Source organism: Sphingobium sp. SA916 (genome assembly GCF_002894065.1).
Taxonomy (GTDB): Bacteria; Pseudomonadota; Alphaproteobacteria; order Sphingomonadales; family Sphingomonadaceae; genus Sphingobium; species Sphingobium fuliginis.
Map to the genome: position 1 here is coordinate 306,640 of NZ_LXYF01000001.1, position 23,528 is coordinate 330,167.

Here is a 23,528-nt window from a genome sequence, read left to right on the forward strand (position 1 = left end):
TCGTTCTTCATTCGGCCGCCGCCATGTCCCGCGTGCGCATCCGGGCGGCCTCTTGCAGCCAGTTTTCCAGCTCGGCGGCGCGGCTGCCCGATATATGCCGGTCCAGGATGCGGCGGCGTGCGGCCTCGCCCACATCGGCGCGATCCTCATGGAGGGCGACGATCACCTGCTCCGGATTCCAGGCGAAGATGATTTCGCGATTGGGCTCCAGCAGCTCATTGAGCCCCGGCCAGACGTCGGAGATGATCGGCGTGCCGCAGGCCGCCGCCTCGAACAGCCGGACGGAAGGGGACCAGCCCGCCTCGATCATGTCGGCGCGCGTGACGTTCAGCGTGTAGCGCGAGGCGGAATAGAAGGCGGCGTGGTCGCGCGGGGCGAGATGCTCGATCCGCTCGACATTGGCGGGCCAGTCCATGTCGTCCGGATATTGCGGCCCGGCGACGACGAAACGCCTGTCGGGCAGCAGCCGCGCCGGTTCGATCAGCAGCTTCTCCAAGGTGGGCTGGCGATCCGGGCTGTAGGTGCCGAGATAGGAGAGATCCCATTTCTTCGGCACGTCCATCGGCCGATAGGCCGACGCATCCACCGAACAATAGAGCGCCCGCGCCATGGTGGAACGATAATGCCGCTCCAGCAGGTCGAGCGTCGGGCCGCCGGTGAAGGAGCAATAGCAGTCATAGCCCGCGATCAGTTCCGCCGACAGATAGTCGCACCGCCCTTCGCGCAGCGCCGCCAGCGTGACGGGCGTATCGATGTCGTAGAAGGCGGTGACCCCGCGCGCGATGCGCTGCACATAATGGCCGACCGCGATGCCGTCGGGCACATAGGAGCCGACCATGACCGCGTCCGCCGTCTCGATCTCCTGCCGCCAATCTTCCAGCGCTTCCACGCTGTCGTAGAATTCCAGCCGGCAGAAGGCGGGATCGATGAGGTCGCGCTGGCTGGCATACCAGGGCACGTCCCGCTCCAGGAAGAGTATCTCATGCCCGCGCCCGGCAAAGGCCGAGAGCAGGGCGCGGAAGGTCGTGGCATGACCATTGCCCCAGGATGAAGACAGGCTGAGGCCGAGGACGACGAGTTTCATGCTCCCTCCATCTGATGCTGCCTGGCGGCGCGCCGCCCCGACCGGTCGCGCAGGATTTCGTCGACCTGGCGCCCGCGCAGTTCATAGCTGTGTTCGGCCCGGACGCGGGCGAGCGCCGCCTGTCCGATCGCCCGCGCCCGCTCCGGCGTCAGCGCCGCCAGATGATCCGCCACATCCTGCCCGTCGCGGGCGACCAGCACCTCCTCGTCCGGGGTCAGGAACATCTCTATCCCCTCCCACGCATCGGTGATCAGGCAGGCCCCTGCCCCAGCCGCCTCGAACACGCGGGTCGCGGGGGAAAAGCCGATATGCGCCATGCTGTCGCGGGCGACGTTCAGCACGGCCAGCGGGCTGCAATTGAAGGCGTTGTGCTCGGCGGTGTAGACATGACCGCGATGGCGGACATTGCCGGGCATCGCCTTGCTGTCCCAGCCATTGCCGCCGATCAGGAACTGGCGGCCGGGCGACAGGGCGGCGGGTTTCAGGAAGAATTCCTCCACCCGCGCCTCCCGGTCGGGCAGGCGGTTGCCAAGGAAGGCGAGATCGGCGGTGAAGCGCGGATCGGGCGGCACGGGATGGTGGCTCTGCGGATCGAGCGCATTGTAGACGGGAACGCACTCCACCGCGCCGAAGCCGCGATAGGCGTTCACCACCGGATCGCCGCCGCCATAGGTCAGCACCATGTCGAGTCCGGGCAAGGCGCGGCGCACGGCATGATCCGGATCGGCGCGCATCTCGTCCAGCGTTGCGGCGGCGTCCACATCCCAGAAGATGCGCAGCGCATGGGGGCCGGCGCGGCGCATGACGCCGTCCAGCAGCTCGTCGTCGAACACGCCGACGCCGCTGGCCTTCACGACGACGTCGGCATCGGCGGCCTCGTCCATCACGCCCTTCAGCGCGTCCGGCGTGGCGGGATAGACCACCACCCGCGCCCAGTCGGGCGGGTCGATGTCACGGTGCTGCTGCCGGTCGAAGGCATCCGGTTCATAGAATGCGATGCGATGGCCATGCCGGGCAAGCTGCTCCAATATCCCGCGATAATAGGTGGCCGCGCCGTTCCAGTAGGAGGAAAGCAGGCTGGAGCCGTAAAAGGCGATCTTCATGCAACGCTCCTGATCGGCTGCGCGTCGAGCGACGCCGTGATGTCCATCAGCTGCTGCGCGCGATGGGCGCAGCTATGGCGGCTGCGGATCGTCTCCAATCCGTTGCGGACGAGGCTGGCGCGAAGGTCCGCATCCTCGCTGATGGCGCGCATATGGCCCCTCATCTCATCGCCAGTCCGGGCGAAGAGGAAATCCTCGCCGGGCCGGAACAACCCTTCGCTGTCGTCCCAAGGGGCGGACAGCAACGGAATGCCGCAGGCCAGCGCCTCGAACACCCGGATCGTCGGAATGCCGGGCAGAAGCTGCGTATAATAGCGGCGCGGCACATGGACGGTGGCAAGGTGGCGGGCGAAGATAGCCGGCGCGGCGGCATTGGGCGCCCAGCCATGATAGGCGACGCCATAGCGTTCCAGCGTCGCCAGCGCCTCCTGCGGATAGCGCACGCCATAGATGTCGAGCGGGAGCTTCGCCTGCCGCGCGGGGCGGAAGAGGTAATCCTCCAGTTCGGCGGTACGCTCCCCATCGCCCCAGTTGCCGATCCAGACGAGGCCGCTCTTCTCACCGGGCAAGGGGCGGAAATGCCTTGTGTCGGCGGCTTCATGCCAGGTCCAGACGCGCTCGCCCCAGCCCCAGCTTCGATAGACCTCCGACAGGGCCTCACCGAAGGCCAGCACGCCGTCATAGCCCGACAGGTCGAACGCCCGGATCGCGTCGGGATCGGACACGGCGCGATGATGGGTGTCGTGGAACAGCAGCGTGAAATCGCTCCGCCCCGCCCGGATCAGGCCGAGCGCCCCGACCAGCGAAGGCTCATTCCATTCGTGGACGATGACGAGGTCCGCGCCGTCGAGCAGGGCCACCAGATCGTCCTTCATGCCATAGCCTTGGGCACGGAGTTCGGGATAGGCCTGACGATAGGCGGCGAGCCCCTCCTCCCCATGGTCGGACAGGAGGTTGGCGAGGCTCCAATTGCCCTCCGGCTCCAGCGCCAGCACGTCATGGCCCATGGCGACGAGTTCGCGCAGCACGCCGCGCAGGAAATGGGCATTGCCATGGTTCCAGCAGGACAGCAGCGAATGGGTGAAATAGAGGATCTTCATGCGGCGACCTTCCGCTGGACGGCGCGATAATGGGCGGCCATGTGCGCGGCCGTGGCGGCGGGGGTATAGGCGCCCGCCCGTGCTTGGGCGCGCTGGCCCATTTCCCCGCGAGCGGCGCCGTCGCCCAGCAATGCCTCTATCGCCCAGGTGAAAGCCTGCGCATCGCGCGGGTCGACGAAGATGGCGGCGCCATCCCATAGCTCCCGGAAAGTCGGAATGTCGGACAACACCAGCGCGCAACCCGCCAGCGCCGCCTCCAGCACCGCAAGGCCGAAGGGTTCGTAAAGCGCCGCCGAGGCGAAGACCGGCCGGCTGGCCAGATGCCGGGCCAGCGCCATGCTGTCGAGCGGGCCGAGCGGCAGCAGCGAACGCAGACCGATCGCCCCGCCCTGCGGCCCCTCAAGCGGCCCCGCGGCCCTGAACGGCACGGCGATGCGGGCGGCCGCCTCATCCAGCACCCGGACATTCTTGCCCTCGTCCCAGAGGCGGCCGGCGGTGAACACATGGTCCTGCATCGCCTGCGGCGTCACCGGAAAGGACCGGCCATTATGGACCGCCATGGGGAGCACGCCATAGTGGCGGCGCGCCGCCTGCGCAAAGGCCATGCTGGGCGCGACGATGCGGCTCGCCTGCCGAAGGCCGGCCGCGACCAGCGCGGTGCGCCAGTTGAAATCCTCCGGCATGGGACCGCCGCGCACCGCTTCCCACCAGGTCGCGACGCAACTGTGCAGCAGCGCGATCGCCGGGCAGGGATAACGGCCGGCGCTGACCAGCGCCGGCGTATGCAGTTGCACTGCGTCGGCGCGAAGGTCGCCCGCCATTTCCGCCAGCCGCGCCTCGGCCTGCACGATGGGCGCCGCTTCCGCCGCCAGCCATTCGAGTTCGAGGCCGGTTTCCACCAGATGGCAATTGGCTATGGCCGCCGCCTCCGCCCGCTGCGCCTCGCTCAGCGCAGGGCCCATGACGGCCAGCGTCACCTCATAGCCATGGGGCTGGAGCGCGCGGATGAGGTCGGTCGAATATTGCCAGACGCCGCCCACCGCGTCGGCGGACAGCAGCAGATGCCCGCCGCCCCTCACAGCGCGCTCGCGGTCATCAGCCTGGGCCCGGCGCGCTCCGCCCGTTCCTCCGCCAGCCAGCGGGCCAGGTCGGCGACGCCCTGCCGCCAGGGCTTGCGCGCCTTCAGGTTCAGCGCCGTGCGCGCCGAGGCGGTGTCCGCGACGAAATAGCGCTGGTCGCCCGCCCGCCAGGGCGCGAAGTCGGGTACGATGGACTTGCCCAGATGGACGCCGATGAAGGCCAGGATCTGCCGCAGGCTGACGGCATTGTCCGGCCCGCCGCCCAGGTTGAAGGCGCGGCCGCCCACCCGTCCGATCTGCCGCCAGACCGCCAGATAGGCGTCCACCGCATCCTGCACGTCCAATATGTCGCGCACCTGATGACCGTCGCCATAAAGGGTGATCGGCTGTCCTTCCAGGGCGCTGATCAGGAAATGCGCGACCCAGCCCTGATCCTCCGTCCCCATCTGCCGCTGGCCGTAGATGCAGCTCATGCGCAGCACTGCGGCGGGCAGATCGAAGCTGCGGGCATAGTCCAGCACATATTGGTCCGCCGCCCCCTTGGAGCAGCCATAGGGCGTATGGAAATCGAGCGGGCGGCTCTCGTCGATGCCGTTGGCGCGCAGATGCTCCGAGGCCGGCTGATAGGCGCCGTCGATCAACGGGAAATCCAAATCCTCCAGCCCGCCATAGACCTTGTTGGTGGAGGCGAAGATCACGGGTGGCGGCGTGGCGCGGCGGCGCGCAGCCTCCAGCACGTTGAGCGTGCCGAGCGCGTTCACCTCGAAATCGGCGCGCGGGTCGGTGAAGCTGGTGGTGACGGCGACCTGCGCGGCCATGTGGAAGACCGCCTTCGCGCCGGCGACGGCCCCGTCCACCGCCGCATCGTCCCGCACATCGGCGATGACCGGCGTGATCGCGGCGCCGTGGCGCTGCTCCAGCCAGGCAAGGTTGCGCTCGACGCCGGGCCGGGCCAGCGAGTCATAGACGACGACCTGCTCACCCTCCCCCGCCAGCCGGTCGGCGATGTTGCAGCCGATGAAACCGGCGCCGCCCGTGACCAGCACGGGCCTTCCGTCGGCGCGCTTCACGCGACCAGCCCCCGCGCTTCCAGCTCCGCCCGCGCCTGATTGACGCGGTCGTCGGCGGTCTGCCGCGCCACCCATTCGGCCAGCACGGCAAGGCCCTGCTGGAAGTCCTGCCGCGCCCTGAAGCCCAGCACCTCTTCCGCCTTGCCGGTGTCGCAGAAGCAATGGCGGATGTCGCCGGTGCGCGCCTTGCCGACGATTTCCGGTTCCCCGTCGTTCCGGCCCATCGCCAGTGCAAGCGATTGCGCCACCTCCGTGACGGAGCGGTCCTGCCCCGAGCCGATGTTGAAGGTGCCGCCCGCCGCCTGCGGCAGTTCCAGCGCATCGGCAAAGGCGCGCGCCACGTCGCCGACATGCACGAAGTCGCGCCGCTGCCCGCCATCCTCGAAGATCATCGGCTTCTGCCCGTTCAGCAGGCGCGACGCGAAGATCGCCAGCACGCCGGTATAGGGATTGGACAGCGCCTGCCCCGGCCCATAGACGTTGAACAGGCGCAGGCAGACGCCCTCCATGCCATAGGGCGCGGTCATGATGTGGGTCGTGCGTTCCTGCACATATTTGTTGAGCGCGTAGATGGAGGCGAGATTGGGCTGCTTCCATTCCGGCGTGGCGATAGGGGTGAGCGGGCGGCCCTGCCGGTCGACCGGGTCCCAGACCTTCTGATTGTCGCGGATCGACCCGCGCTCCGCGTCCTGGACGATCCGGCCGTCCTCGTCGCGGTACAGCCCCTCGCCATAGATGCTCATCGAGGAGGCCGTCACCACACGCCGCACCGGACGGTCGATCAGCCGTTCGAAGAGGACGGCGGTGCCGACGTCGTTGACGGAGGTATAGCGCTCCACTTCATACATGGACTGGCCCACGCCGACTTCCGCGGCGAGGTGGATGACCGCGTCGACGCCTTGCAAGGCGCGATCCACCGCATGGCCGTTGCGCACATCGGCGCGGATCAGCTCAACCTCCGGATCGAGATCGGCCGGTCGCTCGATGTCTCCATGAACCTGCTCGATCATGCTGTCCAGCACGCGAACGGCATGGCCGCGCTCCAGCAACTCCCGGCAAACCGTCCGGCCAATAAAACCGGCGCCACCCGTGACAAGAATCTTTTCCACGGCCGCTCCCCTTCATTGATGATGATTTGCCAAGGATTGGTCGCGAGAATGTGATATTCCCCGCAACCGTGGCAACGGGATCATGAACATCTTCTTCTACCGTCAGGTTCCGGAAATATTTCAGAAAACCGTTGAATCTCTACTCAATATAAACTCATGAAAATAACTCATGTTATACGACAAAAACACAGGTTATTCATGATGTTTCCATTTACCTGTTTGAGAATTACGGCTATGGAACTTTCCTTCTCTTAGTCCTGTTAAGCAGCATCTATGTTGATGCTGTCCTCCTCCCGCGAACCGCCCCGCACCTGCTTTCACCTGATCCGTCATGGGATGCATGGCGAATATGGCCGCCTGCTGAGCGGGCGGGCGGGCGCGTCGCCCCTCACTGCGCGGGGCCGCATGCAGGCAGCCGGCGTCGCGGCATGGCGCGGCCTGCACGACATAGACGCCGTCCATGCCAGCCCGCGCCAGCGCACGGTGGAAACCGCCTCCATCATTGCCCGGTCCCTGGGGCTGGAGGTCGCCATCGTCCCCGATCTGGACGAGGTCGATTTCGGTTCCTGGAACGGACAGTCCTTTCCGGAACTGGAGGAAGATCCGCGCTGGCGCGATTGGAACCGCAACCGCTCCACCAGCGCGACGCCGGGCGGAGAGACGATGGGCGGCGCGGTCGCCCGAACCGTCCGGCATCTGGAAACAGTCGCGCGGGAAAAGGCGGGCGCGACCATCCTCTGCGTCACCCATTGCGACATCATCCGCGGGACGATCGCGCATTATCTCGGCCTCAGCCTCGACAATCTGCTGAGGTTCGAAGTCGATCCCGGTTCGATCAGCACGATCCTGCTGGGACCAGGCGGCGGTAGCGTGACCCGATTGAACGAGGTACCCGCATGAAGACAGTGAATCTCGCCGCAGACCGCAAGACCGACGCATTGCGCCGCCAGATCGAAGAATTGGGCCCATGGTTCCACAATCTTCGCATCGGCGGCGTGGAAACCGCGCCGGATCATTTCCTGGGCGATTATCCGGCTTTCAAATTCGCGCGCTTTGCGGATGCCGTTCCCGAAGACCTTTCCGGAAAATCCGTACTCGACATCGGCTGCAACGCCGGTTTCTATTCGCTCGAGATGAAACGCCGGGGCGCAGCCGAAGTCCTGGGCATCGATTCCGACGACCGGTATCTGGCCCAGGCCCGTTTCGCCGCCGAAGCGCTGGGCCATGACGGCATCGAGTTCCGCAACCTGTCCGTCTATGACGTCGGAAAGCTCGGTCGCCGCTTCGACCTCGTGATCTTCATGGGCGTGCTCTACCATCTGCGGCACCCCCTGCTCGCGCTCGACCTGATCCGCGAGCACGTGGCGGGCGACATGATGCTGTTCCAGACGATGCAGCAGGGTTCGTCCGACGTGCTGCTGGTGCCGGAGGATCATCCCTTCCACGTCCCCGGCACCAGCCGCCCGCCCGGCTTCTTCGACAATCCGGCCTATCCGCGCCTGCACTTCATCGAACGGAAATTCGCGCATGACTGGACCAACTGGTGGGCCCCGAACAAGGCCGGCGCGCAGGCGCTGCTGCGCGCCGCCGGCTTCACCATAGAGGCCGAGCCGGAGGAGGAAGTCTATCTCTGCCGCGCCGCCTCGATCCCCTTCGGGGAGCTGATGGGCAGGCCGGCCGTCTATCCAGCCCAAGGGCCAGAGGAGGGAACCGACGCATGATCGAAGCCGCGATGATCTGGAACGAACCCAATAACAAGTCGCATTGGGACCCGGAGGTCGACCCCGACTGGTCGCTCTATGCCGACATGGTGATCCGCGCGGGCGCCGCCATCGCCGACGCCAATCCCGCCGTGACCCGCGTGCTGGGCGGCATGTCGCCCATCGATCCGCATTGGGTGAACCGGATGCGCGACCATGGCGCGCTGGACGCGGTGGATGTCGTGGCGGTGCACGGCTTCCCTCTCGACTGGAACCTCTGGCCGCTCAATGACTGGCCCGCCCGGATCGCGGAGATCGAGGCGGTGGTGCCCGACAAGCCGGTCTGGGTGACGGAAGTCGGCGTCGGCTCCTTCGGCGCGGAGGAAGTGCAGGTCTTCGGCCTCAACCGCACCGCCGAACTGCTGATCGGGCGGGTGCCGCGCATCTATTGGTACAGCCTTTACGACCTGCCGCAGGAATGGGGCGCAACCACGCGCCATCGGGAAGCGGAAGGATCGAGCTATTACCGCCATTTCTACATGGGGCTGATCCGCGCCGACGGCACGCCCAAGCCCGCACTGGACGACTATGCCAGGGTCGCTGGCGAGATGGGGCTGATGCAATGGTTCCATTTCGAGGACCCGCGCCTGAACGATGCCGTCGACTGGATGAAGCGGCTGGGCGTCAGGAAATTGCGCACCGGCCTGAGCTGGGCCGACAGCTTCCGTCCCAATGCGGTCGACTGGTTCGACCGGCAGATGGAGGCGCTCGGCGATTTCGACGTCACCGTCACCTTCTGCTTCACGCCCGAACATCTAGGCATCGCCCCCCATCACAGCAGCGCGGCCCACGATCCGCAGGCCTTCGCGGATTTCTGCGCCTGGATGATCGACCGCTACGCGCCGGCATCGGCCGCCCTGCCGGTCGCCCGCACCGCCTGACGGAGACGCATCATGCAACCTATCAACATCGGCATCGTCGGCGTCGGCAATTGCGCCAGTTCGCTGGTGCAGGGCCTGTCCCACTATCGCGCCGAGAGCAACGACCATAGCGGCCTGATGCATTGGGAACTGGGCGGCTATCGCCCCTGCGACATCCGACTGGCGGCGGCCTGGGACATCGACCGGCGGAAGGTCGGCCGCGACATTGCCGAAGCGATCTTCGCCCGGCCCAACTGCACCCAGACCTTCTGCGGCGACGTCCGCCCAAGCGGGGTGAAGGTGGAGATGGGCCGCCTGCTCGACGGCTGCGCCGATCATATGGCGGACCATCCCGACGATCGCACCTTCCTGCCTGCCGACGCCGCCGAACCCGACCGCGCGCAGGTGGTCGAACGGCTGCGCGAGGCGAAGGTGGACGTGCTGCTCAACTATCTGCCCGTGGGATCGCAGCAGGCGACGGAATTCTACGCGCAATGCGCGCTGGAGGCGGGCGTCGCCTTCGTCAACAACATTCCGGTCTTCATCGCCAGCGACCCCGCATGGGCGGACCGGTTCGAGCGGGCCGGCGTGCCGATCATCGGGGACGACATCAAGGCGCAACTGGGCGCGACCATCGTCCATCGGGTTCTCACCGACCTGTTCGCCAAGCGGGGCGTGAAGTTGGACCGCACCTACCAGCTCAACACCGGCGGCAATACCGATTTCCTCAATATGTCGAACCGTTCGCGGCTGAAGTCGAAGAAGATTTCGAAGACCGAAGCCGTGCAGTCGGTCGCGGAAACCCGGCTGGAGGATGAGAATATCCATATCGGCCCGTCCGATTATGTCGCCTGGCAGAATGACAACAAGGTCTGTTTCCTGCGCATGGAGGGCCAACTCTTCGGCGGCGTGCCGATGAACCTCGAACTGCGCCTGTCGGTGGAGGACAGCCCCAATTCGGCGGGCGTCGCCATCGACATGATCCGTTGCGCCAAGATCGCGCTGGATCGCGGTCTGGGGGGCCCCATCCATCCGGCGGCCGCCTATTTCTGCAAGCATCCGCCGATGCAGATGACAGACGACCGGGCGCATGAAGCGCTGGAGGCCTTTATCCGTGGGGAGGGCGCGATCGCGCTGGCGGCGGAATGAGCGCATTGCTGATGGCGGAGCGCGAACCGGCCGAAAAGGCGGCGACCATGCGCGCGGCGGTTGTCACCGGCCCCGGCGCGGTGCGGATCGACCGGGTTCCGATGCCGCGGCCCGGCCCCGGTCAGGTCCGCATAAGGCTGGAGGGATGCGGCGTCTGCGCCTCCAACCTCACCCCCTGGGCGGGACCGGAATGGCAAAGCTTCCCGCTGGAGCCGGGCGCGCTCGGCCATGAGGGCTGGGGCATTGTCGATGCCATCGGGAAGGACGTGACCTCCGTAACGGTGGGGGACCGCGTGGCGGCGCTTTCCTATGCCAGCTATGCCGACCATGACCTCGCGGACGAAAGCGCCATCGTGCGGCTGCCGTCCGAACTGGACGGGCTGCCCTTCCCCGGCGAGCCCCTGGGGTGCGCATTCAACATCTTCCGCCGCGCCGACATCCAGCCCGGCCAGACCATCGCGATCATCGGCATCGGCTTTCTGGGGGCGCTGCTCACCCGGCTGGCGACGGAGGCGGGAGCCCGCGTCGTCGCCATTTCGCGGCGCCCCTCCTCGCTCGCCCTCGCCCGCGATCACGGCGCGGCGGAGACGATCGCGATGGACGATCATCAGGCGATCATCGACCGGGTCGGCGCGCTCACCCAAGGACGCTTCTGCGAACGGACGATAGAGGCGGTGGGCAAGCAATGGCCGCTCGACCTGGCGGGCGAACTCACCGCCGAGCGCGGCAAGCTGATCGTCGCGGGCTATCATCAGGACGGGCCGCGCCAGGTGAACATGTGGCTGTGGAACTGGCGCGGCATCGACGTCATCAACGCCCATGAGCGCGATCCCGCGGCCTATGCAGAGGGAATGAGGGAAGCGGTGGCGGCCGTCGCCTCCGGCCGCATCGATCCCGCGCCGCTCATCACCCACCGCTATCCGCTCGACCGGCTGGGCGAGGCGCTGGACGCCACGCGCGACAAGCCGGACGGTTTCGTAAAGGCGATCATCGTCCCATGAGTGCCGCTATCGCCCCTGCCCCCGCCCTCCTCACCCGCCCGCGCATCGGCTTTCTGGGCGTGGGCTGGATCGGTCGCAACCGGATGGAGGCCATGCTGGCGACCGGCAGGATCGAGGCGGCCGCCATTGCCGACGCTCTGCCCGGCAACGGCGCGGAGGCGGCCCTGCTCGCTCCCGACGCGGTGCGGCTGGAGTCGCTCGATGCGCTGCTGGAACAGCCGCTCGACGGCATGGTCATCGCCACCCCCAGCGCACTCCACGCAGAACAGTCGATCCGCGCGCTGGAGCGGGGCGTCCCGGTCTTCTGCCAGAAGCCGCTGGGCCGCACCGGGGCGGAGGTCCGGGCCGTGATCGACGCCGCCCGCGCGGCCGACCGGCTGCTGGGCGTCGACCTGTCCTATCGCGGCACCGCAGGCATGCGCGCCCTGCGGGAGCATGTCCGCGCCGGCCAACTGGGCCATGTCCATGCCGTCGACCTCATCTTCCACAATGCCTATGGCCCGGACAAGCCGTGGTTCCACGATCCCGCACTGTCGGGCGGCGGCTGCATGATGGACCTTGGCGTGCATCTGATCGACCTGGCGCTCTGGGTGCTCGACTTCCCCGAGGTGGATCGGATCGAAGCCGCCCTCTTCGCGAAAGGACGCCCGCTGGAGGATCGCGGCCGGCAGGTCGAGGATCTGGGCATGGCGACGCTGCATCTGGCGGACGGGCGCATGGTCCGGATCGCCTGCTCCTGGAACCTCCACGCCGGGCAGGATGCGGTGATCGCCGCCGATTTTTACGGCGACAGGGCGGGAGCCGCATTCCGCAACATCGGCGGCTCCTTCTACGACTTCCGGGCAGAGCTGTTCCGCGGCACGGCGCGGGAAACGCTGTCGGAGCCCGGCGATCCATGGGGCGGCCGAATGGCGGCGGAATGGGCCGAAAAGCTGGCGCGCTCCCCTCGCTTCGATCCGGAATGCGAAGAACTGGCGCATGTGGCCGACATCATGGACGGCATCTACGCCGCGGCGACAGGATAAGGAAAGGAATTCATCATGAGCACATCGGACACGACCACCGACCATGACACCATCCGCAAATGGGTGGAGGATCGCGGCGGCCGCCCCGCAGTCGTCAAGGCGACCGAAGACAATGGCAAGGGCGGCGGCCTGCTGCGCATCGACTTTCGCGAAAAGGATGAGGCGCTGGACGAAATCGAGTGGGATGAATTCTTCCGCATCTTCGATGAGAACAATCTCGCCTTCCTCTATCAGGACAAGAGGAAGGACGGGAAGGAAAGCCGGTTCAGCAAATTCGTGGAACGCGACAAGGGGTAAGCCCGCAGCAGGCGCCCGCCGACCATTGCGGCCAAGGGTCACGCAAAACGGTCGAACAGCTTCCCCAGCCAGCCGCGCGAATAAGCGAGGCCATGGTAGAGCTTCAGCATGGCCCGCGCCCAGAGCAGGAACAGGCCGGGCCTGCCCAGAGCCTCGGCCAGCCGGAACACCCTGCCGCTGCCCCTGCTGATCGCGTGGCGCAGCCGATAGATCATCCTGCGCCGCCACGACAGGCCCGCGCTGCCCGGCCGCACGCGCTTGCGCGGCCGGACGCCCGCCTTCCTCCAGCAAAGCCGATAGGCCAGTCCTTCCCGCCGCTGGCGAAAGCCCGCCGCCTGCGTTTCCCGCACGAAACCGGCATCGACGGGTTGCAAGGCCAGCCTTCCCGCATCGATGCCTTCGCGCAGCATCGCGTGCAGCGCGGGCGACCGCACCACCACGACATTGGTGCCGCGCCCGTCGGAGGAATAGGGTTCCACCCAGGCATCGCCAAAGGCGATGTCGGCGGTCTCGGCCACCACATCGTCGCAAAAGTCGCAGGCGCTGTTCTGGAAGAATCCCGACCCCCAGTCACCATCCACCAGATGCCACCAATCCCGCATCCGCTGTTCGCCGGCGCGATCGGTCAGCCGCGCCCTGTACCAGTTGGCCGGCCGCTCCGGGTCCTTGACGCGATAGTCGATCTGCCGGACAGCGGCGGGGTCGAAACCCATCTGCCGGGCGAAGCTGGACGCCATATGGCGGCTTTTCATATGCCCGCACACCAGGCCCAGCGTAAAGACAATACGCTCCCGCAGCAGCGGATCGGCGGCGCGGGCGAGATGCACCGCCTTGATGAAGCAGGGAATGCCGACGACGGCATAGCGGCCCGGCACCTCCCGGATCTCGCGCAGCACCTCGGCCATGTCGACGGGATAATAGCGCGACTGCGCGCCCTCCCACAAAGCAGGAAGATCGCGCGCTATGCGATAGCGGAACAGACGCCCCTCGGTCGCGGGATCGGCCCGCGTCACATGCGCCACGCCATCCACCATCCCCTGGCGCAGCAGTTCGCCCGCGACCCAGCTTACCATGCCGCCCGAACTGCCCCTTTCGCGATAGCCGGCTTCGGCGGCGTGGCCGACATAGGCGGCGTCGAACCGGCCGATATAATCGTCCTGCGCCGCCGCTGCCGGAAAGCGCTGTCCGGCGATCTCATCCTCATTCATGGCGTGCGGGGAAAAAGGACAGCATGCCGAAAAGCCCTCGCTCCGCCGCCGGTACCAATCCGGATCGCCGGCCGGGTTGCGCTGGCCGTCCCTGTTCCACTCCAGCCGGGCCTGCTCGGGCCGGGCCTGCGCGACGCAGCCGCCGCAGCCGATGCAGAGGCCCGACGAAACCATGTCGCGGGGGCTGACCGCCGCCGCGCTCATGACGGCATCGCCAGCGCCCGCCGCAGAAAATCGCCCGACTGCGCCCGCAATCGATCGATGCGCTGCTGCACGGCCGATGCCGGCGGTTCGTCGAGGCTCCGGGCGACGACCCGATCATCATCCTCCGGCAGGATCATATGCCCTTCCGCGCCCAGCTCCCAGAGGAGGTCGCGCACCTTGTTCATGCGGTAGGCGGAGGGCGCCGTGACGAAAGGACGCCCATTCAGCAGGGCGAAGACGCAGCCATGGAAGAAATTGGTGACGACGGCGTCGGCGCCCGCCATCAGCTCGGCGAATTCCAGCGGTCCGGCCTCCAGCCATTGCTCGTCCGCCCAGTCGTTGCGATAGCCTATGCTGCGGATCGGGAGCCCGCGCGTCCTTGCCCAGTTGCGGACGGAAAGACAGAACCACTCCGGGAAATTATGACCGTAAAGCGCCACATAGCCTTCGCCCGACCCGCCCCTGCGCGCCGCCGGTCCGGGAAATTGCAGGCAAGGGTCCAGCACGATGTCGGGGTCATGACCCAGCGCGGTTCTGATCATCCGGCGGCTGTTCTGGTCGCGCACGGAAATGGACGCGAAGTTGCCGATCTGGCTTGCCCAATGGTCGGACAGTCCCTCCGACGCATTCTGATTGCCGAAACTGGCCGCGTAGGAGATCAGCGTCCCGCGAACCCCTTTTCCGTAAAAGGCCGAACATCCACCATACCAGGGGTGGCGCAGGTTCCACACCTCGTCGCTGCCGACGATGACGGCGTCATAATCGCCCATCTCTTCCGGCCGGTCGATGGGAAAGCGGCGCGACAGGGGCAACCGCTCGAACGCCTCGCGAAATTTCCGGGTCTTGCGGGCATAGGCCGGAAAATCGCTGCGCGGCGTCCGCTGCGGCAGGGTGGGGCTGAGCGCGCAGCGAAGCTCCGCCCAGGTGACGCGCGGCGACTCATGGTCCAGCAATTCGGCCTCGACGCCCATGCGCCGCAACCCTTCGACCAGACAGCGCGCCTGCCAATAGGAACCGTAGTTGATGCAACGGTGGAATGTCAGGACGCCCAGCCGCCGCATCTCAGTCCGCTGCGCAGGCGGCATAGCTTTTTTCCTCCACCAGTTCGGAATCCAGCAGGCGGTTGATCTCCCGCTTGATCGCGGCGCGCCGGTCGTTCATCCGGTAGACCGACCGGGCAAGGTCGATGAAGGACGCGCCGAACCGCGCTGCCGCCTCTTCCCCCCGGATCGCGTCCTCGATTTCCCAAAGCGCCTCGTTCACCCGCTTCAGGCTTTCGACCAAACCGCCCACGGCCCCGTCGCGCAGGGCCTGTTCGCCAATGGCGCTCAGCAACCGATATTCCCTGCCCACATTGTCCCGCGCGGCGGGCGTGGCGATCCGCTCCTGCTTGATCTGCAGGATCGTCATCTTGTCCAGCAGCTCCCCCCAGGACACCGGCACGGAAGGGGTCGGCATATATCCCATGTTCAGCTACCTTTCCGCTGCGAGCGCCGGACAGGCGGCAAGGTCGCGCGCCAGTTCGGCCAATGGCGTTTCCCAGTCCCCGGCGCTGGGCTGGGCATAGATCCGCATCGACGGATACCAGGGCGTGCCGCGCGCGCCGACCGGCCAGCGCAAGTCGGGATCGGACTTCAGCAACAGCCAGGTCGGCTTGCCCATGGCGCCGGCCAGATGGGCGATCATCGTGTCGACGGTGATGACCAGATCCGTCGCGGCGACCAGGGCCGCCGTCGCCTTCATGTCGAAGGGGCAGCCGTCCGGATTGAGCACGGGCAGCGTCGTCGCCTCCGGCATTAGGCTGATGCAGGGCGCCATGGCGCAGATCGGCGCCAGCAGGTGCGGCGGAATGGACCGCGCGGGGTCCCACGGTCCCGCGCCATGGCAAAGCCCGACGCAACCATGCGGCAGCACGCCGCTTTCCGCCGCGAGATAGGGCATCGCCGCATCGGCGGGCGTCAGCCGAAGCGCGAAGTCCAGTTCCGTGATCTCCAGATCGCATTCCGACTGCGGCAGCGGATGGGCGTCGATAAAGGGGACGAAGCGGATGCCGCCGCCCGGTCCGGCGATGAGGTCGATCAGCCGCGGCTGCATCTCCACCGTCAGCGAGGCCGTGCGCGCCGCCAGCATCGGCAGGAAGCGCGCGAACTGGATGCTGTCGCCCAGGCCATGATAGCAGCGCACCAGACAATGCCTGCCTTCATAAGGCCGCCCGTCCCATACCCAGCGCTGATGATAGGGCAGCGTCGGATCGTCCCGGCGGGCGGGATCGCGCCGCTGGAGTTCCCGTTCCGAAATCGCCCAGGCGGCGGCATGGTCCCCCGCGCGCATCGCAGCCGCCCAATCTGCCATGTGATCCGCCATGCCTGCCCCAATTCCCGCCCGGTGGAGCGCGTTCCGGACCGCCGGCGCGACCCGGACGATCCGCTAACCTATGTGATCGAAATTCCGCCATCGGCGCGCCGTGGAAACCGGCCCGCTATCATGGGTTAACGGCCATGCACCTCCCGCCGTGCCTACCGTGTTGAACCACGGCTTTGCCCATTCGAGGTGGAAATTGACTGCCCAATCCCGTGAACCGCTGAAAACCCGCAGGCCGGTGGACAGGCCGCGCCGGGGCGTCATGAAGATGCTCGCCGCCGGCATCGTGACCGGCGCCGCAGACGACGATCCTTCCGCGATCGGCACCTATGCCAGCGCGGGCGCGCGCTACGGCCTTGCCTTCCTGTGGATCGCGCCGGTCCTGCTGCCGATGATGTATGTCGTCGTCTATCTGTCCGCGAAGATCGGGCAGGTCTATGGCAAGGGCCTGTTCGCCTGCATCCGCGATCAGTTCCCGCGCTGGCTGCTGCTGCCGCTGGTGACGCTCGCCTTCGCCGGCAACATCATAGAGGCGGCGGCGGACCTGGGCGGCATCGGCGCGGCGCTCAACCTGCTGGTGCCGATCCCGGTGCCGCTGATCGTGGTGGGCGCGGCGGCGATCATCTTCGCCCTGCAATATTTCGGTTCCTACATGCTCATCCGGCGCGTGTTCCGCTGGCTGGCGCTCATCCTCTTCGCCTATGTGGCGGCGGCGGTCATGGCCCGCCCCGATCCCATCGCGGTGCTGCGCGCCACCTTCATCCCGGCACTCGGGATCGATGCGCAATCGCTGTCGCTGATCGTCGCCTGCATAGGCACCTCGCTTTCCGCCTATATCTATACCTGGCAATCCAATCAGGAGGTGGAGGAGCAGATCGCCCTGGGCCGCCGCCGGCTCTGGCAGCGCAAGGGCGCGACCGCGTCGGAGATGAAGCGGACGAGCCGCGACGTGCTGACCGGCATGATCTTTTCCAACCTCATCCTCTATTTCATCCTGCTCGCGACCGGGATCACCCTGCACGCCGCCGGACGGACGGAGATCGAGACCGCCGCCGACGCCGCCGCCGCGCTGGAACCCATCGCCGGTCAGGCCGCGAAATTCCTGTTCGCGGCCGGCGTGGTCGGGGTGGGCTTCCTGGCGGTGCCGGTGATGACCACGGGCGCGGCCTATGACGTGGTGCAGGGGCTGGGCCGCGCGGGCAGCCTGCATGACGCGCCGCAGGACAACAGGCTGTTCTATGCCATCATCGCGGCGGTGACGGTGCTGGCGGTGGCGATGAACTTCCTGGGCTTCAACCCGATGAAGGCGCTGGTCTGGTCGGGCATCGTCCAGGGCTTTTCCGTGCCGCCGCTGCTGCTGCTCATGATGCTGCTCACCAACCGCCCGGCCGTGGTCGGCGCGCGCACCAATGGCCGCTGGACCAACCTGCTGGGCTGGACGACGACCGGCGTCACCTTCCTCTGCGCCCTGTCGCTGGCGGCGAGCTGGCTGCTATGAGCCTATTCCCGACGCATTTCCAGATAGCCGCTGTCGAAGCTCGCGATGCGGACGAGGCCGTCCCAGTCCAGCACGCGGATGGTCCGCCCGGTCCAGGACAGGACACCCTGCTGCCTCAGCCAGCGCACGACGCGGTTCATGTGCACCGGCGTGATGCCGAGCGCGTCGGCAATATGCGCCTGCGTCGCCTTGAATTCGAAGGCCGTGCGCGAACCCTGGCCCGCACATTCCAGCCGCAACGCCATTTCGCACAGCAGATGCGCGGTGCGCGCCGCCGCATCCCGCCTGCCAAGGCTGACCACCCATTGGGCGATGATCGAAGCGTCGACCACGCAGTCGCGCCAGAAGGCCTCCGCCACGCGCGGATGGGCGCGCGAGACCCGCAGCAGTTCCTCATGCGGGATCTTCAGGTAGGTCAGCGGCGCGGAAAGGGCCTGAACCGCCCATTCCACGCGCGGCAGCATGGCGGAATGCAGGTCGCACATGTCGCCGGGAATATACATCGCCGTGATCTGCCGCATGCCGTTGGGCAACTGCCCGAACCGCCCCGCCAGGCCTTCCGCCACCAGGCAGGAATAGGTCACCCGATGACCGGGAGGGACGATGTCGACATTGGGCGACACCTGCGCCAAATGGAAGCGCATGGACAGGATCGCCTGCCGTTCCTCCTCCGTCAGCGGGGAACGGATCAGAAGCCGGTTCAGGAAATATTGCAGGGCTGGATGCGGCATCAGCCGACGCTCCCCACAAGAGGGCGCAACCGCCGCAGGGCGATGATGCGCGAGGGGGGCGGCCTGCAGAATCGCCGCAGGTCAGCCACCGAACGTCACGACATCGCGAAAATAGATCGTTTCCAGCTTGCGGCCCTGATCGTCCTGCAAGACCAGATGATGATCGAGATTGACAGGCCGGCCGTGGATGACATGTTCCGCGATGATTTCGCGCCCGCTGCGGATCGCTTCGGCCCGCGCCTCCGCCACGTCAGCAAATTGCTGACCGGCTTCGTCGATCACATTGTCGTCGTTGAACAGGTGAATGTGGAATATCGGCATGGGTGATAAAATCCGTGTTCGAAACATTGTTCCGGCGTCAGGCCGCGTGATCCCACGACGACTTCGGCGGAGGTCAGCCCCCGTTGTCGTCGCCATCCAGGCCACGCGCCAATTCGTCGAGCCACACCGTCGCGGTCCCGTCCGACGGCGCCCGCCAGTCGCCTCTGGGCGACAGCGCGCCGCCGGAGGAGATTTTCGGGCCATTGGGTAGCGCGGACCGCTTGAACTGGCTGATCGTGAAGAAGCGGTAGAGGAAATTTTCCAGCCAGTGCCGGATCGTCGGCAGATCATAGGCGCGTTTGGCGCTCTCCGGATAATCCATCGGCCATGCGCCGCTTCCGGCGTCGCGCCAGGCGTGCCATGCCAGAAAGGCGACTTTCGACGGCGGCAGGCCCAGGCGCACAATATGATGCAGGAAGAAATCGTTGAGCGCATAGGGGCCGACCCGATCCTCTGTGCTCTGCAAGGCGCCGTCCTCCCCCGCCGGCACCAGTTCGGGGGAGATTTCGGTATGCAATATCGCGTCCAATATCCGCGCAGTCGCCGCATCGAACTGGCCGGTCGCGATGCACCAGCGGATCAGGAACTGGATCAATGTCTTGGGAATGGCGCTGTTGACCGCATAATGGCTCATCTGGTCGCCTACGCCATAGGTGCACCAGCCCAGCGCCAGTTCGCTGAGGTCGCCCGTCCCTACGACGAAGCCGCCATGCCTGTTGGCCAGCCGGAACAGATAGTCGGTGCGCAAACCCGCCTGCACATTTTCGAAGGTCACGTCATAGACCGGCTCCCCCCGCGCGAAGGGATGCCCCATGTCGCCCAGCATCTGGCGGGCCGCGGGGCGGATGTCGATCTCCTCCCCCTTCACCCCCAATGCGTTCATCAGCGCCCAGGCATGGCCCTTGGTCAACTCGCCCGTGGCGAAGCCCGGCATGGTGTAGCCCAATATGGCCGAGCGCGGCAGGCCCAGCCGGTCGCAGGCCTTGGCGGCGACGATCAGGGCATGGGTGGAATCGAGGCCGCCCGACACGCCGATGACGAAATGCCGGCCCGCGGTCGCCCGAAAGCGCGTGACCAGCCCCTCGACCTGGATATTGAAAGCCTCGTAGCAATCCGCCGCAAGCTGCCCCGGATCGGCGGGGACGAAGGGAAAGCGCCGGGGCGACCGGTGTAGGCCGACATCCTTGCCGCCGCGCAGAAAGGGAAAACGCACGGTATGGAAGCGGGTTTCCGGATGCCCGGCCGCGGCCGCATTGTCGTTGAAGGTGCCGTTGCGCATCCGCTCCAGCCGCAGCCTCTGCACATCGACATCCGCGTAGAGCAGTTCCGCCGCATCCCCGAACCGCTCCGATTCCGCCAGCAGTTCGCCCAGTTCATGCACCATGGCCTGCCCATCCCAGGCCATGTCCGTGGTGCTCTCGCCCGTGCCCGCCGCCGAATAGGCATAGGCCGCCTGACAGCGCACCGACTGGGAGGCGGATAGCAGATGCCGGTCGCGCGCCTTGCCGATGGTGATGTTGGAGGCCGAAAGATTGCACAGGATCAGCGCGCCCGCCATCGCCCCCATGGTGGAGGGCGGCAGCGGCGCCCAGAAATCTTCGCAGATCTCGACATGGAAGATGAAGTCGGGACAGGTGTCGGCCGCGAACAGCAGGTCCGTGCCGAACGGCGCGACATGGCCGCTGACGTCGATTTCCAGCCCGGAAAGACCGGCTCCGGACGCGAACCAGCGCTTTTCATAATATTCGCGGTAATTGGGCAGATAGCTTTTCGGCACCACCCCCAGCAGCCGCCCGTCCGCAATGACCAGCGCGCAATTGTAGAGCCGCCCCCCGCGCCGAAGCGGCGCACCGATCAGCAACACCGGCCAGCCGGCGCTCGCCTCGATCAGCGCCGCCGCCTCCCGTTCCACCCGGTCGAGCAGCGCTTCCTGCAGGTGCAGGTCGTCGATCGCATAGGATGACAGGCATAGCTCGGGAAACAGCAGGAGGTCGGCCGCGCCGCCCGCCGCCTGCCGCGCAAGCGTCCGGATCGCCTGTGCATTGGCTCCGACATCGCCAACGCTGCCCTTGGGCGTCGCCGCGGCGACACGGACAAGGCCGTGGCTATGGATCGACGCGAACCTTTCAACCTCGCTCAAGGGCATGCCTCATCATCTCGAGCGCGACCCGGATGGACCTGATCCGCACGGGTCCTCGCCCTATGTCCCCGAAATGCTCTTCCCGATGCTCGGTCGGCCCGCCTCGTGCGGCGCAGGCGAAATGGACCAGGCCCGCTTCTTCCCCGGGCGGGGCCGCGCCGGCATAGCCCGTTATGGCAAGCGCGATGTCCGCATGGGACCGTTCGATCGCGCCATCGGCCATCGCCATGGCGACCTCCCGGCTGACCGCGCCACAGGCCGCGATCCGCTCGCTGCGGATGCCCAGCAATTCGCATTTGGCATCCTCGCTATAGACGACGAAGCCGCGCTCGAAGGCGTGACTCGCGCCCTCCACATCGGTCAGCAGCGACGCCAGCAGCCCGCCCGTGCAGCTTTCCGCCGTCGCCAGCGTCAGTTCGGCGGAACAACAGTCCTTCAGCAACGCGGCGGCGGCGTTCTCAATATCTTCGGGAATGATGGGCGACAGGGTTTCCGCCGTATCGCCCTTCCCATCCGATGCGCTCATGGCGGGCCATCCTCATTCTAATGCACGATCCGGCGCAGGGCATCGATCAACTGGCGGGACAAGGCCCATTTGGGCACGAGCGGAGCGCCGGGATGAGCGTTGACGGCAGGATGCGCAAAGGCGCCGGTGCAGAACAGATAAGGGATGTCATATCGGTCCAGATCGTCGGCGAGCAGACCGACATCCCCATCCCTCACCCGCACGTCGAGCACCGCGCCCGCTGGGAAGTCCGCCGCGACCGCCGCCATGCCGTCCGCCAGGCTGGCATATGGACCGTCCACCTCATAATCCGCGTCTTCCAGCAGGTCCGCGATGATGCCCGCTATCGCCGGATCGTCCTCCACCAGCAGGATTTTGGGATTTGCCGCCATGGCGCCTCATCCCAATCCGAAATGCGCGCGATAGCGCTCGAAACAACGCTCCCCGCACCGCAGGCGGATCAGCGCGCCTTCCGCCATCGCCGTCGCCCGCCGTGGGTCTTCGGCGACGAGCGGCACTATGGCTTCGTCGTTCCAGTCGCGGCTATGCTTGACGTCCAGCACGGCATGCAGATCGAAATAGCGCCTTTCGCTGCCGCTGAGCCCGATGCGGCGCAGGCCCTGGGCGGTATGGGCGGAACGGCCGGGCGCGGTCAGTTCGATCACGCCCAGCGCGCCGACGCTGTGCCAGGCATAACAGCGCGACGTCGCCATCGCCGTCATCGCATTGGCGAGCGCCAGGCTCTGCCAGACCGTGCTCTCGACCTCGATGTCGAGGTGGAGTATGTCGACCAGCTGGCCCAGCATCGGGCCGTGCATGCCCTTGGCGTTGCCGCGGCCCATCTCGTCCCAATAGTTGCGCGCCAGTTCCAGCTTGGCGCGCGGCGGCAGCTTCACCTGCGTCAGGGCGACCAGATCGTCGAAACCCGCCTCTCCCGCCGCTTCCTGCGAAAGGAACCATCGAATCTCGTCCCGGCTCGCCTCCTGCGCCAGCCAAGGGAAAAGCGCGTCCTTCTGGCCGGGCCCGCTTTCCTTCAGCCCTTCGAACCAGGCGATGAACCCGTCCGGGTCGGTCGGCGCCTGCGCCGCTTCCTCGCGAACCTCCGCGCGCAGCTCCTCGATAAAGCCATGCTCCAGACGAAGCATCCGCCGATCGCGGTCGAATCTCTCCGCCGTCATGTCCGAAGGAAATGCTGGCGAAAGCCGTTCACGATTCCAGTAGGTAAGTTCCTCCTGAAACGGCTGCTGCAGAAATTGTGACCCGTGATATTCCCATTGTGTCGCCACGATAAAACCTCTCATTCATCATGGCTAAAAATCCCGGGGCAGGCGAGCGTTCCTGAAAATCTTACTGATCCGGATCAACTCTGCAGGAAACGGCCATGATGACTGCCGGACGGGTGCCGACAATCATCCTGGTGAAACGATCAGGGAACCCGTCGGCCCGCCACAAGCTGATAGACGAGGACGACCAACGCCAATACCAGCAGCAGGTGGATCAGTCCCCCGCCCACCGGCACGATGAATGCGCCCAATGCCCAGAGGATGAGGAGGATGATAAGGATGGTCCACAACATGATCGGCCTCGCTGTCGCTAAGTCAGGCTGGATAAGTCGCGCCGCCTGCGATTGTTCCGACGCGATCCATTCCCGTGCATGAAACATGGCGGCTCCGCTCAGGAAGCCGCCATGTCCGGGGTCCGGCGTCGGCCGTCAGCGCTGGGTGACGGTCGTGGTCGTCTTCTCCACCACGGAAGCGCGGGCCGGGCTCGTCGTGCGCTGCACCACCTTGCGCTTGACCGGAGCGGCCTTGCGCGTCGCAGTAGGGGTGGTCTTCACGGTTTCCGTGGTCACCGTGGTGGTCGCGGGCGCGGGCACCGCTGCGGCGGCGCGGGCGGCGCGGGCGTCTGCTGCCGCGGAAGCCG

25 protein-coding genes and 1 pseudogene are annotated in these 23,528 nt (G+C 66.6%); 8 read left to right on the plus strand and 18 right to left on the minus strand.

Features of this window, described 5'->3' with window-relative positions; all coding sequences use genetic code 11:
* Window positions 1–7 precede the first annotated feature (7 nt).
* From A8G00_RS01570 to A8G00_RS01595, 6 genes are read right to left on the minus strand one after another with little or no spacing between them, the layout of a single operon-like run.
* A complete protein-coding gene (locus tag A8G00_RS01570) occupies window positions 8–1,084 on the minus strand; it encodes a glycosyltransferase (RefSeq protein ID WP_102999780.1) in 1,077 nt (358 codons plus the stop codon).
* The gene (locus tag A8G00_RS01575; RefSeq protein ID WP_099185651.1) at window positions 1,081–2,187 is read right to left on the minus strand and encodes a glycosyltransferase; all 1,107 of its coding nucleotides are present in this window, start codon (window positions 2,185–2,187) and stop codon (window positions 1,081–1,083) included. Before A8G00_RS01575 ends, A8G00_RS01570 begins: the two co-directional genes overlap by 4 nt.
* The gene (locus A8G00_RS01580) at window positions 2,184–3,287 is read right to left on the minus strand and encodes a glycosyltransferase (RefSeq protein WP_102999781.1); all 1,104 of its coding nucleotides are present in this window, start codon (window positions 3,285–3,287) and stop codon (window positions 2,184–2,186) included. The genes A8G00_RS01575 and A8G00_RS01580 overlap by 4 nt, the downstream gene beginning before the upstream one ends.
* Window positions 3,284–4,366, minus strand: a complete 1,083-nt coding sequence (locus A8G00_RS01585) for a glycosyltransferase family 4 protein (protein ID WP_102999782.1) — start codon at window positions 4,364–4,366, stop codon at window positions 3,284–3,286. Before A8G00_RS01585 ends, A8G00_RS01580 begins: the two co-directional genes overlap by 4 nt.
* The gene (locus A8G00_RS01590; RefSeq protein WP_102999783.1) at window positions 4,363–5,436 is read right to left on the minus strand and encodes an SDR family NAD(P)-dependent oxidoreductase; all 1,074 of its coding nucleotides are present in this window, start codon (window positions 5,434–5,436) and stop codon (window positions 4,363–4,365) included. The genes A8G00_RS01585 and A8G00_RS01590 overlap by 4 nt, the downstream gene beginning before the upstream one ends.
* The gene (locus A8G00_RS01595; protein ID WP_025551718.1) at window positions 5,433–6,545 is read right to left on the minus strand and encodes an NAD(P)-dependent oxidoreductase; all 1,113 of its coding nucleotides are present in this window, start codon (window positions 6,543–6,545) and stop codon (window positions 5,433–5,435) included. The genes A8G00_RS01590 and A8G00_RS01595 overlap by 4 nt, the downstream gene beginning before the upstream one ends.
* A gap of 273 nt (window positions 6,546–6,818) precedes the next feature.
* Between A8G00_RS01595 and A8G00_RS01600 the strand changes: the two genes are divergently transcribed.
* Genes A8G00_RS01600 through A8G00_RS01630 form a run of 7 tightly spaced genes read left to right on the plus strand, consistent with a single transcriptional unit; the run spans window position 6,819 to window position 12,637 of the window.
* Complete coding sequence (locus tag A8G00_RS01600) at window positions 6,819–7,445, plus strand: histidine phosphatase family protein (RefSeq protein WP_102999784.1); 627 nt, start codon at window positions 6,819–6,821, stop codon at window positions 7,443–7,445.
* Window positions 7,442–8,266 (plus strand): TIGR04290 family methyltransferase, encoded by an 825-nt coding sequence (locus tag A8G00_RS01605; RefSeq protein ID WP_102999785.1) that lies wholly within the window; start codon window positions 7,442–7,444, stop codon window positions 8,264–8,266. The genes A8G00_RS01600 and A8G00_RS01605 overlap by 4 nt, the downstream gene beginning before the upstream one ends.
* Window positions 8,263–9,186 carry a glycosyl hydrolase gene (locus tag A8G00_RS01610; RefSeq protein ID WP_102999786.1) on the plus strand — a complete coding sequence of 308 codons (924 nt, stop codon included), beginning with the start codon at window positions 8,263–8,265 and terminating at the stop codon, window positions 9,184–9,186. The genes A8G00_RS01605 and A8G00_RS01610 overlap by 4 nt, the downstream gene beginning before the upstream one ends.
* A 12-nt stretch (window positions 9,187–9,198) precedes the next feature.
* Entirely contained in the window at window positions 9,199–10,314 is a 1,116-nt protein-coding gene (locus A8G00_RS01615) for an inositol-3-phosphate synthase (protein ID WP_061938361.1), read from the plus strand.
* On the plus strand, window positions 10,311–11,315 hold the full coding sequence (locus A8G00_RS01620; protein ID WP_102999787.1) for a zinc-binding dehydrogenase: 1,005 nt from the start codon (window positions 10,311–10,313) through the stop codon (window positions 11,313–11,315). The genes A8G00_RS01615 and A8G00_RS01620 overlap by 4 nt, the downstream gene beginning before the upstream one ends.
* Window positions 11,312–12,340 carry a Gfo/Idh/MocA family protein gene (locus A8G00_RS01625; RefSeq protein ID WP_102999788.1) on the plus strand — a complete coding sequence of 343 codons (1,029 nt, stop codon included), beginning with the start codon at window positions 11,312–11,314 and terminating at the stop codon, window positions 12,338–12,340. The genes A8G00_RS01620 and A8G00_RS01625 overlap by 4 nt, the downstream gene beginning before the upstream one ends.
* A gap of 15 nt (window positions 12,341–12,355) precedes the next feature.
* On the plus strand, window positions 12,356–12,637 hold the full coding sequence (locus tag A8G00_RS01630) for a hypothetical protein (protein ID WP_102999789.1): 282 nt from the start codon (window positions 12,356–12,358) through the stop codon (window positions 12,635–12,637).
* Between the two features lie 38 nt (window positions 12,638–12,675).
* On the opposite strand, the gene A8G00_RS01635 is transcribed toward A8G00_RS01630, so the two are convergent.
* The 4 genes from A8G00_RS01635 to A8G00_RS01650 are packed head-to-tail and all read right to left on the minus strand — an operon-like array spanning window position 12,676 to window position 16,401.
* Window positions 12,676–14,049 (minus strand): Coenzyme F420 hydrogenase/dehydrogenase, beta subunit C-terminal domain, encoded by a 1,374-nt coding sequence (locus tag A8G00_RS01635; protein ID WP_102999790.1) that lies wholly within the window; start codon window positions 14,047–14,049, stop codon window positions 12,676–12,678.
* The gene (locus tag A8G00_RS01640) at window positions 14,046–15,134 is read right to left on the minus strand and encodes a polysaccharide pyruvyl transferase family protein (RefSeq protein ID WP_102999791.1); all 1,089 of its coding nucleotides are present in this window, start codon (window positions 15,132–15,134) and stop codon (window positions 14,046–14,048) included. Before A8G00_RS01640 ends, A8G00_RS01635 begins: the two co-directional genes overlap by 4 nt.
* Window positions 15,112–15,507, minus strand: coding sequence for a DUF6165 family protein (locus tag A8G00_RS01645; RefSeq protein WP_025550107.1), 396 nt, complete (start codon window positions 15,505–15,507; stop codon window positions 15,112–15,114). Before A8G00_RS01645 ends, A8G00_RS01640 begins: the two co-directional genes overlap by 23 nt.
* Window positions 15,508–15,522: 15 nt before the next feature.
* On the minus strand, window positions 15,523–16,401 hold the full coding sequence (locus A8G00_RS01650) for a glycosyltransferase family 9 protein (protein WP_253257878.1): 879 nt from the start codon (window positions 16,399–16,401) through the stop codon (window positions 15,523–15,525).
* Between the two features lie 205 nt (window positions 16,402–16,606).
* On the opposite strand from A8G00_RS01650, the gene A8G00_RS01655 reads away from it, so the two are divergent.
* Window positions 16,607–17,908, plus strand: coding sequence for an NRAMP family divalent metal transporter (locus tag A8G00_RS01655; protein WP_253257879.1), 1,302 nt, complete (start codon window positions 16,607–16,609; stop codon window positions 17,906–17,908).
* 2 nt (window positions 17,909–17,910) lie between these two features.
* Here A8G00_RS01655 and A8G00_RS01660 read toward each other — a convergent pair whose 3' ends face one another.
* The 8 genes and pseudogenes from A8G00_RS01660 to A8G00_RS01695 all read right to left on the minus strand — a co-directional run.
* Window positions 17,911–18,639 (minus strand): Crp/Fnr family transcriptional regulator, encoded by a 729-nt coding sequence (locus A8G00_RS01660; RefSeq protein ID WP_102999794.1) that lies wholly within the window; start codon window positions 18,637–18,639, stop codon window positions 17,911–17,913.
* An 81-nt stretch (window positions 18,640–18,720) separates the two neighbouring features.
* Window positions 18,721–18,960 (minus strand): hypothetical protein, encoded by a 240-nt coding sequence (locus A8G00_RS01665; RefSeq protein ID WP_025550110.1) that lies wholly within the window; start codon window positions 18,958–18,960, stop codon window positions 18,721–18,723.
* A 73-nt stretch (window positions 18,961–19,033) separates the two neighbouring features.
* Window positions 19,034–21,106 carry an NAD(+) synthase gene (locus A8G00_RS01670; RefSeq protein WP_253257880.1) on the minus strand — a complete coding sequence of 691 codons (2,073 nt, stop codon included), beginning with the start codon at window positions 21,104–21,106 and terminating at the stop codon, window positions 19,034–19,036.
* Window positions 21,087–21,626 carry a CinA family protein gene (locus A8G00_RS01675; RefSeq protein WP_044662675.1) on the minus strand — a complete coding sequence of 180 codons (540 nt, stop codon included), beginning with the start codon at window positions 21,624–21,626 and terminating at the stop codon, window positions 21,087–21,089. The genes A8G00_RS01670 and A8G00_RS01675 overlap by 20 nt, the downstream gene beginning before the upstream one ends.
* Window positions 21,627–21,643: 17 nt before the next feature.
* Complete coding sequence (locus tag A8G00_RS01680) at window positions 21,644–21,997, minus strand: response regulator (protein ID WP_025550112.1); 354 nt, start codon at window positions 21,995–21,997, stop codon at window positions 21,644–21,646.
* 6 nt (window positions 21,998–22,003) lie between these two features.
* Window positions 22,004–22,906 carry an iron-containing redox enzyme family protein gene (locus A8G00_RS01685; RefSeq protein WP_102999795.1) on the minus strand — a complete coding sequence of 301 codons (903 nt, stop codon included), beginning with the start codon at window positions 22,904–22,906 and terminating at the stop codon, window positions 22,004–22,006.
* A gap of 125 nt (window positions 22,907–23,031) precedes the next feature.
* Window positions 23,032–23,181, minus strand: coding sequence for a lmo0937 family membrane protein (locus tag A8G00_RS24680; protein WP_130029753.1), 150 nt, complete (start codon window positions 23,179–23,181; stop codon window positions 23,032–23,034).
* Window positions 23,182–23,316: 135 nt separating this feature from the next.
* Window positions 23,317–23,528: pseudogene (locus A8G00_RS01695) on the minus strand (hypothetical protein); the annotation flags it as partial.

Excerpts from the sequence above, each read along its gene's own strand:
- A8G00_RS01570 (WP_102999780.1), bottom strand. The coding sequence starts at position 1,084 with ATGAAACTCGTCGTCCTCGGCCTCAGCCTGTCTTCATCCTGGGGCAAT.
- A8G00_RS01575 (WP_099185651.1), bottom strand. The coding sequence starts at position 2,187 with ATGAAGATCGCCTTTTACGGCTCCAGCCTGCTTTCCTCCTACTGGAAC.
- A8G00_RS01580 (WP_102999781.1), bottom strand. The coding sequence starts at position 3,287 with ATGAAGATCCTCTATTTCACCCATTCGCTGCTGTCCTGCTGGAACCAT.
- A8G00_RS01600 (WP_102999784.1), top strand. The coding sequence starts at position 6,819 with ATGTTGATGCTGTCCTCCTCCCGCGAACCGCCCCGCACCTGCTTTCAC.
- A8G00_RS01605 (WP_102999785.1), top strand. The coding sequence starts at position 7,442 with ATGAAGACAGTGAATCTCGCCGCAGACCGCAAGACCGACGCATTGCGC.
- A8G00_RS01610 (WP_102999786.1), top strand. The coding sequence starts at position 8,263 with ATGATCGAAGCCGCGATGATCTGGAACGAACCCAATAACAAGTCGCAT.
- A8G00_RS01615 (WP_061938361.1), top strand. The coding sequence starts at position 9,199 with ATGCAACCTATCAACATCGGCATCGTCGGCGTCGGCAATTGCGCCAGT.
- A8G00_RS01620 (WP_102999787.1), top strand. The coding sequence starts at position 10,311 with ATGAGCGCATTGCTGATGGCGGAGCGCGAACCGGCCGAAAAGGCGGCG.
- A8G00_RS01625 (WP_102999788.1), top strand. The coding sequence starts at position 11,312 with ATGAGTGCCGCTATCGCCCCTGCCCCCGCCCTCCTCACCCGCCCGCGC.
- A8G00_RS01630 (WP_102999789.1), top strand. The coding sequence starts at position 12,356 with ATGAGCACATCGGACACGACCACCGACCATGACACCATCCGCAAATGG.
- A8G00_RS01635 (WP_102999790.1), bottom strand. The coding sequence starts at position 14,049 with ATGAGCGCGGCGGCGGTCAGCCCCCGCGACATGGTTTCGTCGGGCCTC.
- A8G00_RS01640 (WP_102999791.1), bottom strand. The coding sequence starts at position 15,134 with ATGCCGCCTGCGCAGCGGACTGAGATGCGGCGGCTGGGCGTCCTGACA.
- A8G00_RS01645 (WP_025550107.1), bottom strand. The coding sequence starts at position 15,507 with ATGCCGACCCCTTCCGTGCCGGTGTCCTGGGGGGAGCTGCTGGACAAG.
- A8G00_RS01650 (WP_253257878.1), bottom strand. The coding sequence starts at position 16,401 with ATGGCAGATTGGGCGGCTGCGATGCGCGCGGGGGACCATGCCGCCGCC.
- A8G00_RS01660 (WP_102999794.1), bottom strand. The coding sequence starts at position 18,639 with ATGCCGCATCCAGCCCTGCAATATTTCCTGAACCGGCTTCTGATCCGT.
- A8G00_RS01665 (WP_025550110.1), bottom strand. The coding sequence starts at position 18,960 with ATGCCGATATTCCACATTCACCTGTTCAACGACGACAATGTGATCGAC.
- A8G00_RS01670 (WP_253257880.1), bottom strand. The coding sequence starts at position 21,106 with ATGCCCTTGAGCGAGGTTGAAAGGTTCGCGTCGATCCATAGCCACGGC.
- A8G00_RS01675 (WP_044662675.1), bottom strand. The coding sequence starts at position 21,626 with ATGAGCGCATCGGATGGGAAGGGCGATACGGCGGAAACCCTGTCGCCC.
- A8G00_RS01680 (WP_025550112.1), bottom strand. The coding sequence starts at position 21,997 with ATGGCGGCAAATCCCAAAATCCTGCTGGTGGAGGACGATCCGGCGATA.
- A8G00_RS01685 (WP_102999795.1), bottom strand. The coding sequence starts at position 22,906 with ATGAGAGGTTTTATCGTGGCGACACAATGGGAATATCACGGGTCACAA.
- A8G00_RS24680 (WP_130029753.1), bottom strand. The coding sequence starts at position 23,181 with ATGTTGTGGACCATCCTTATCATCCTCCTCATCCTCTGGGCATTGGGC.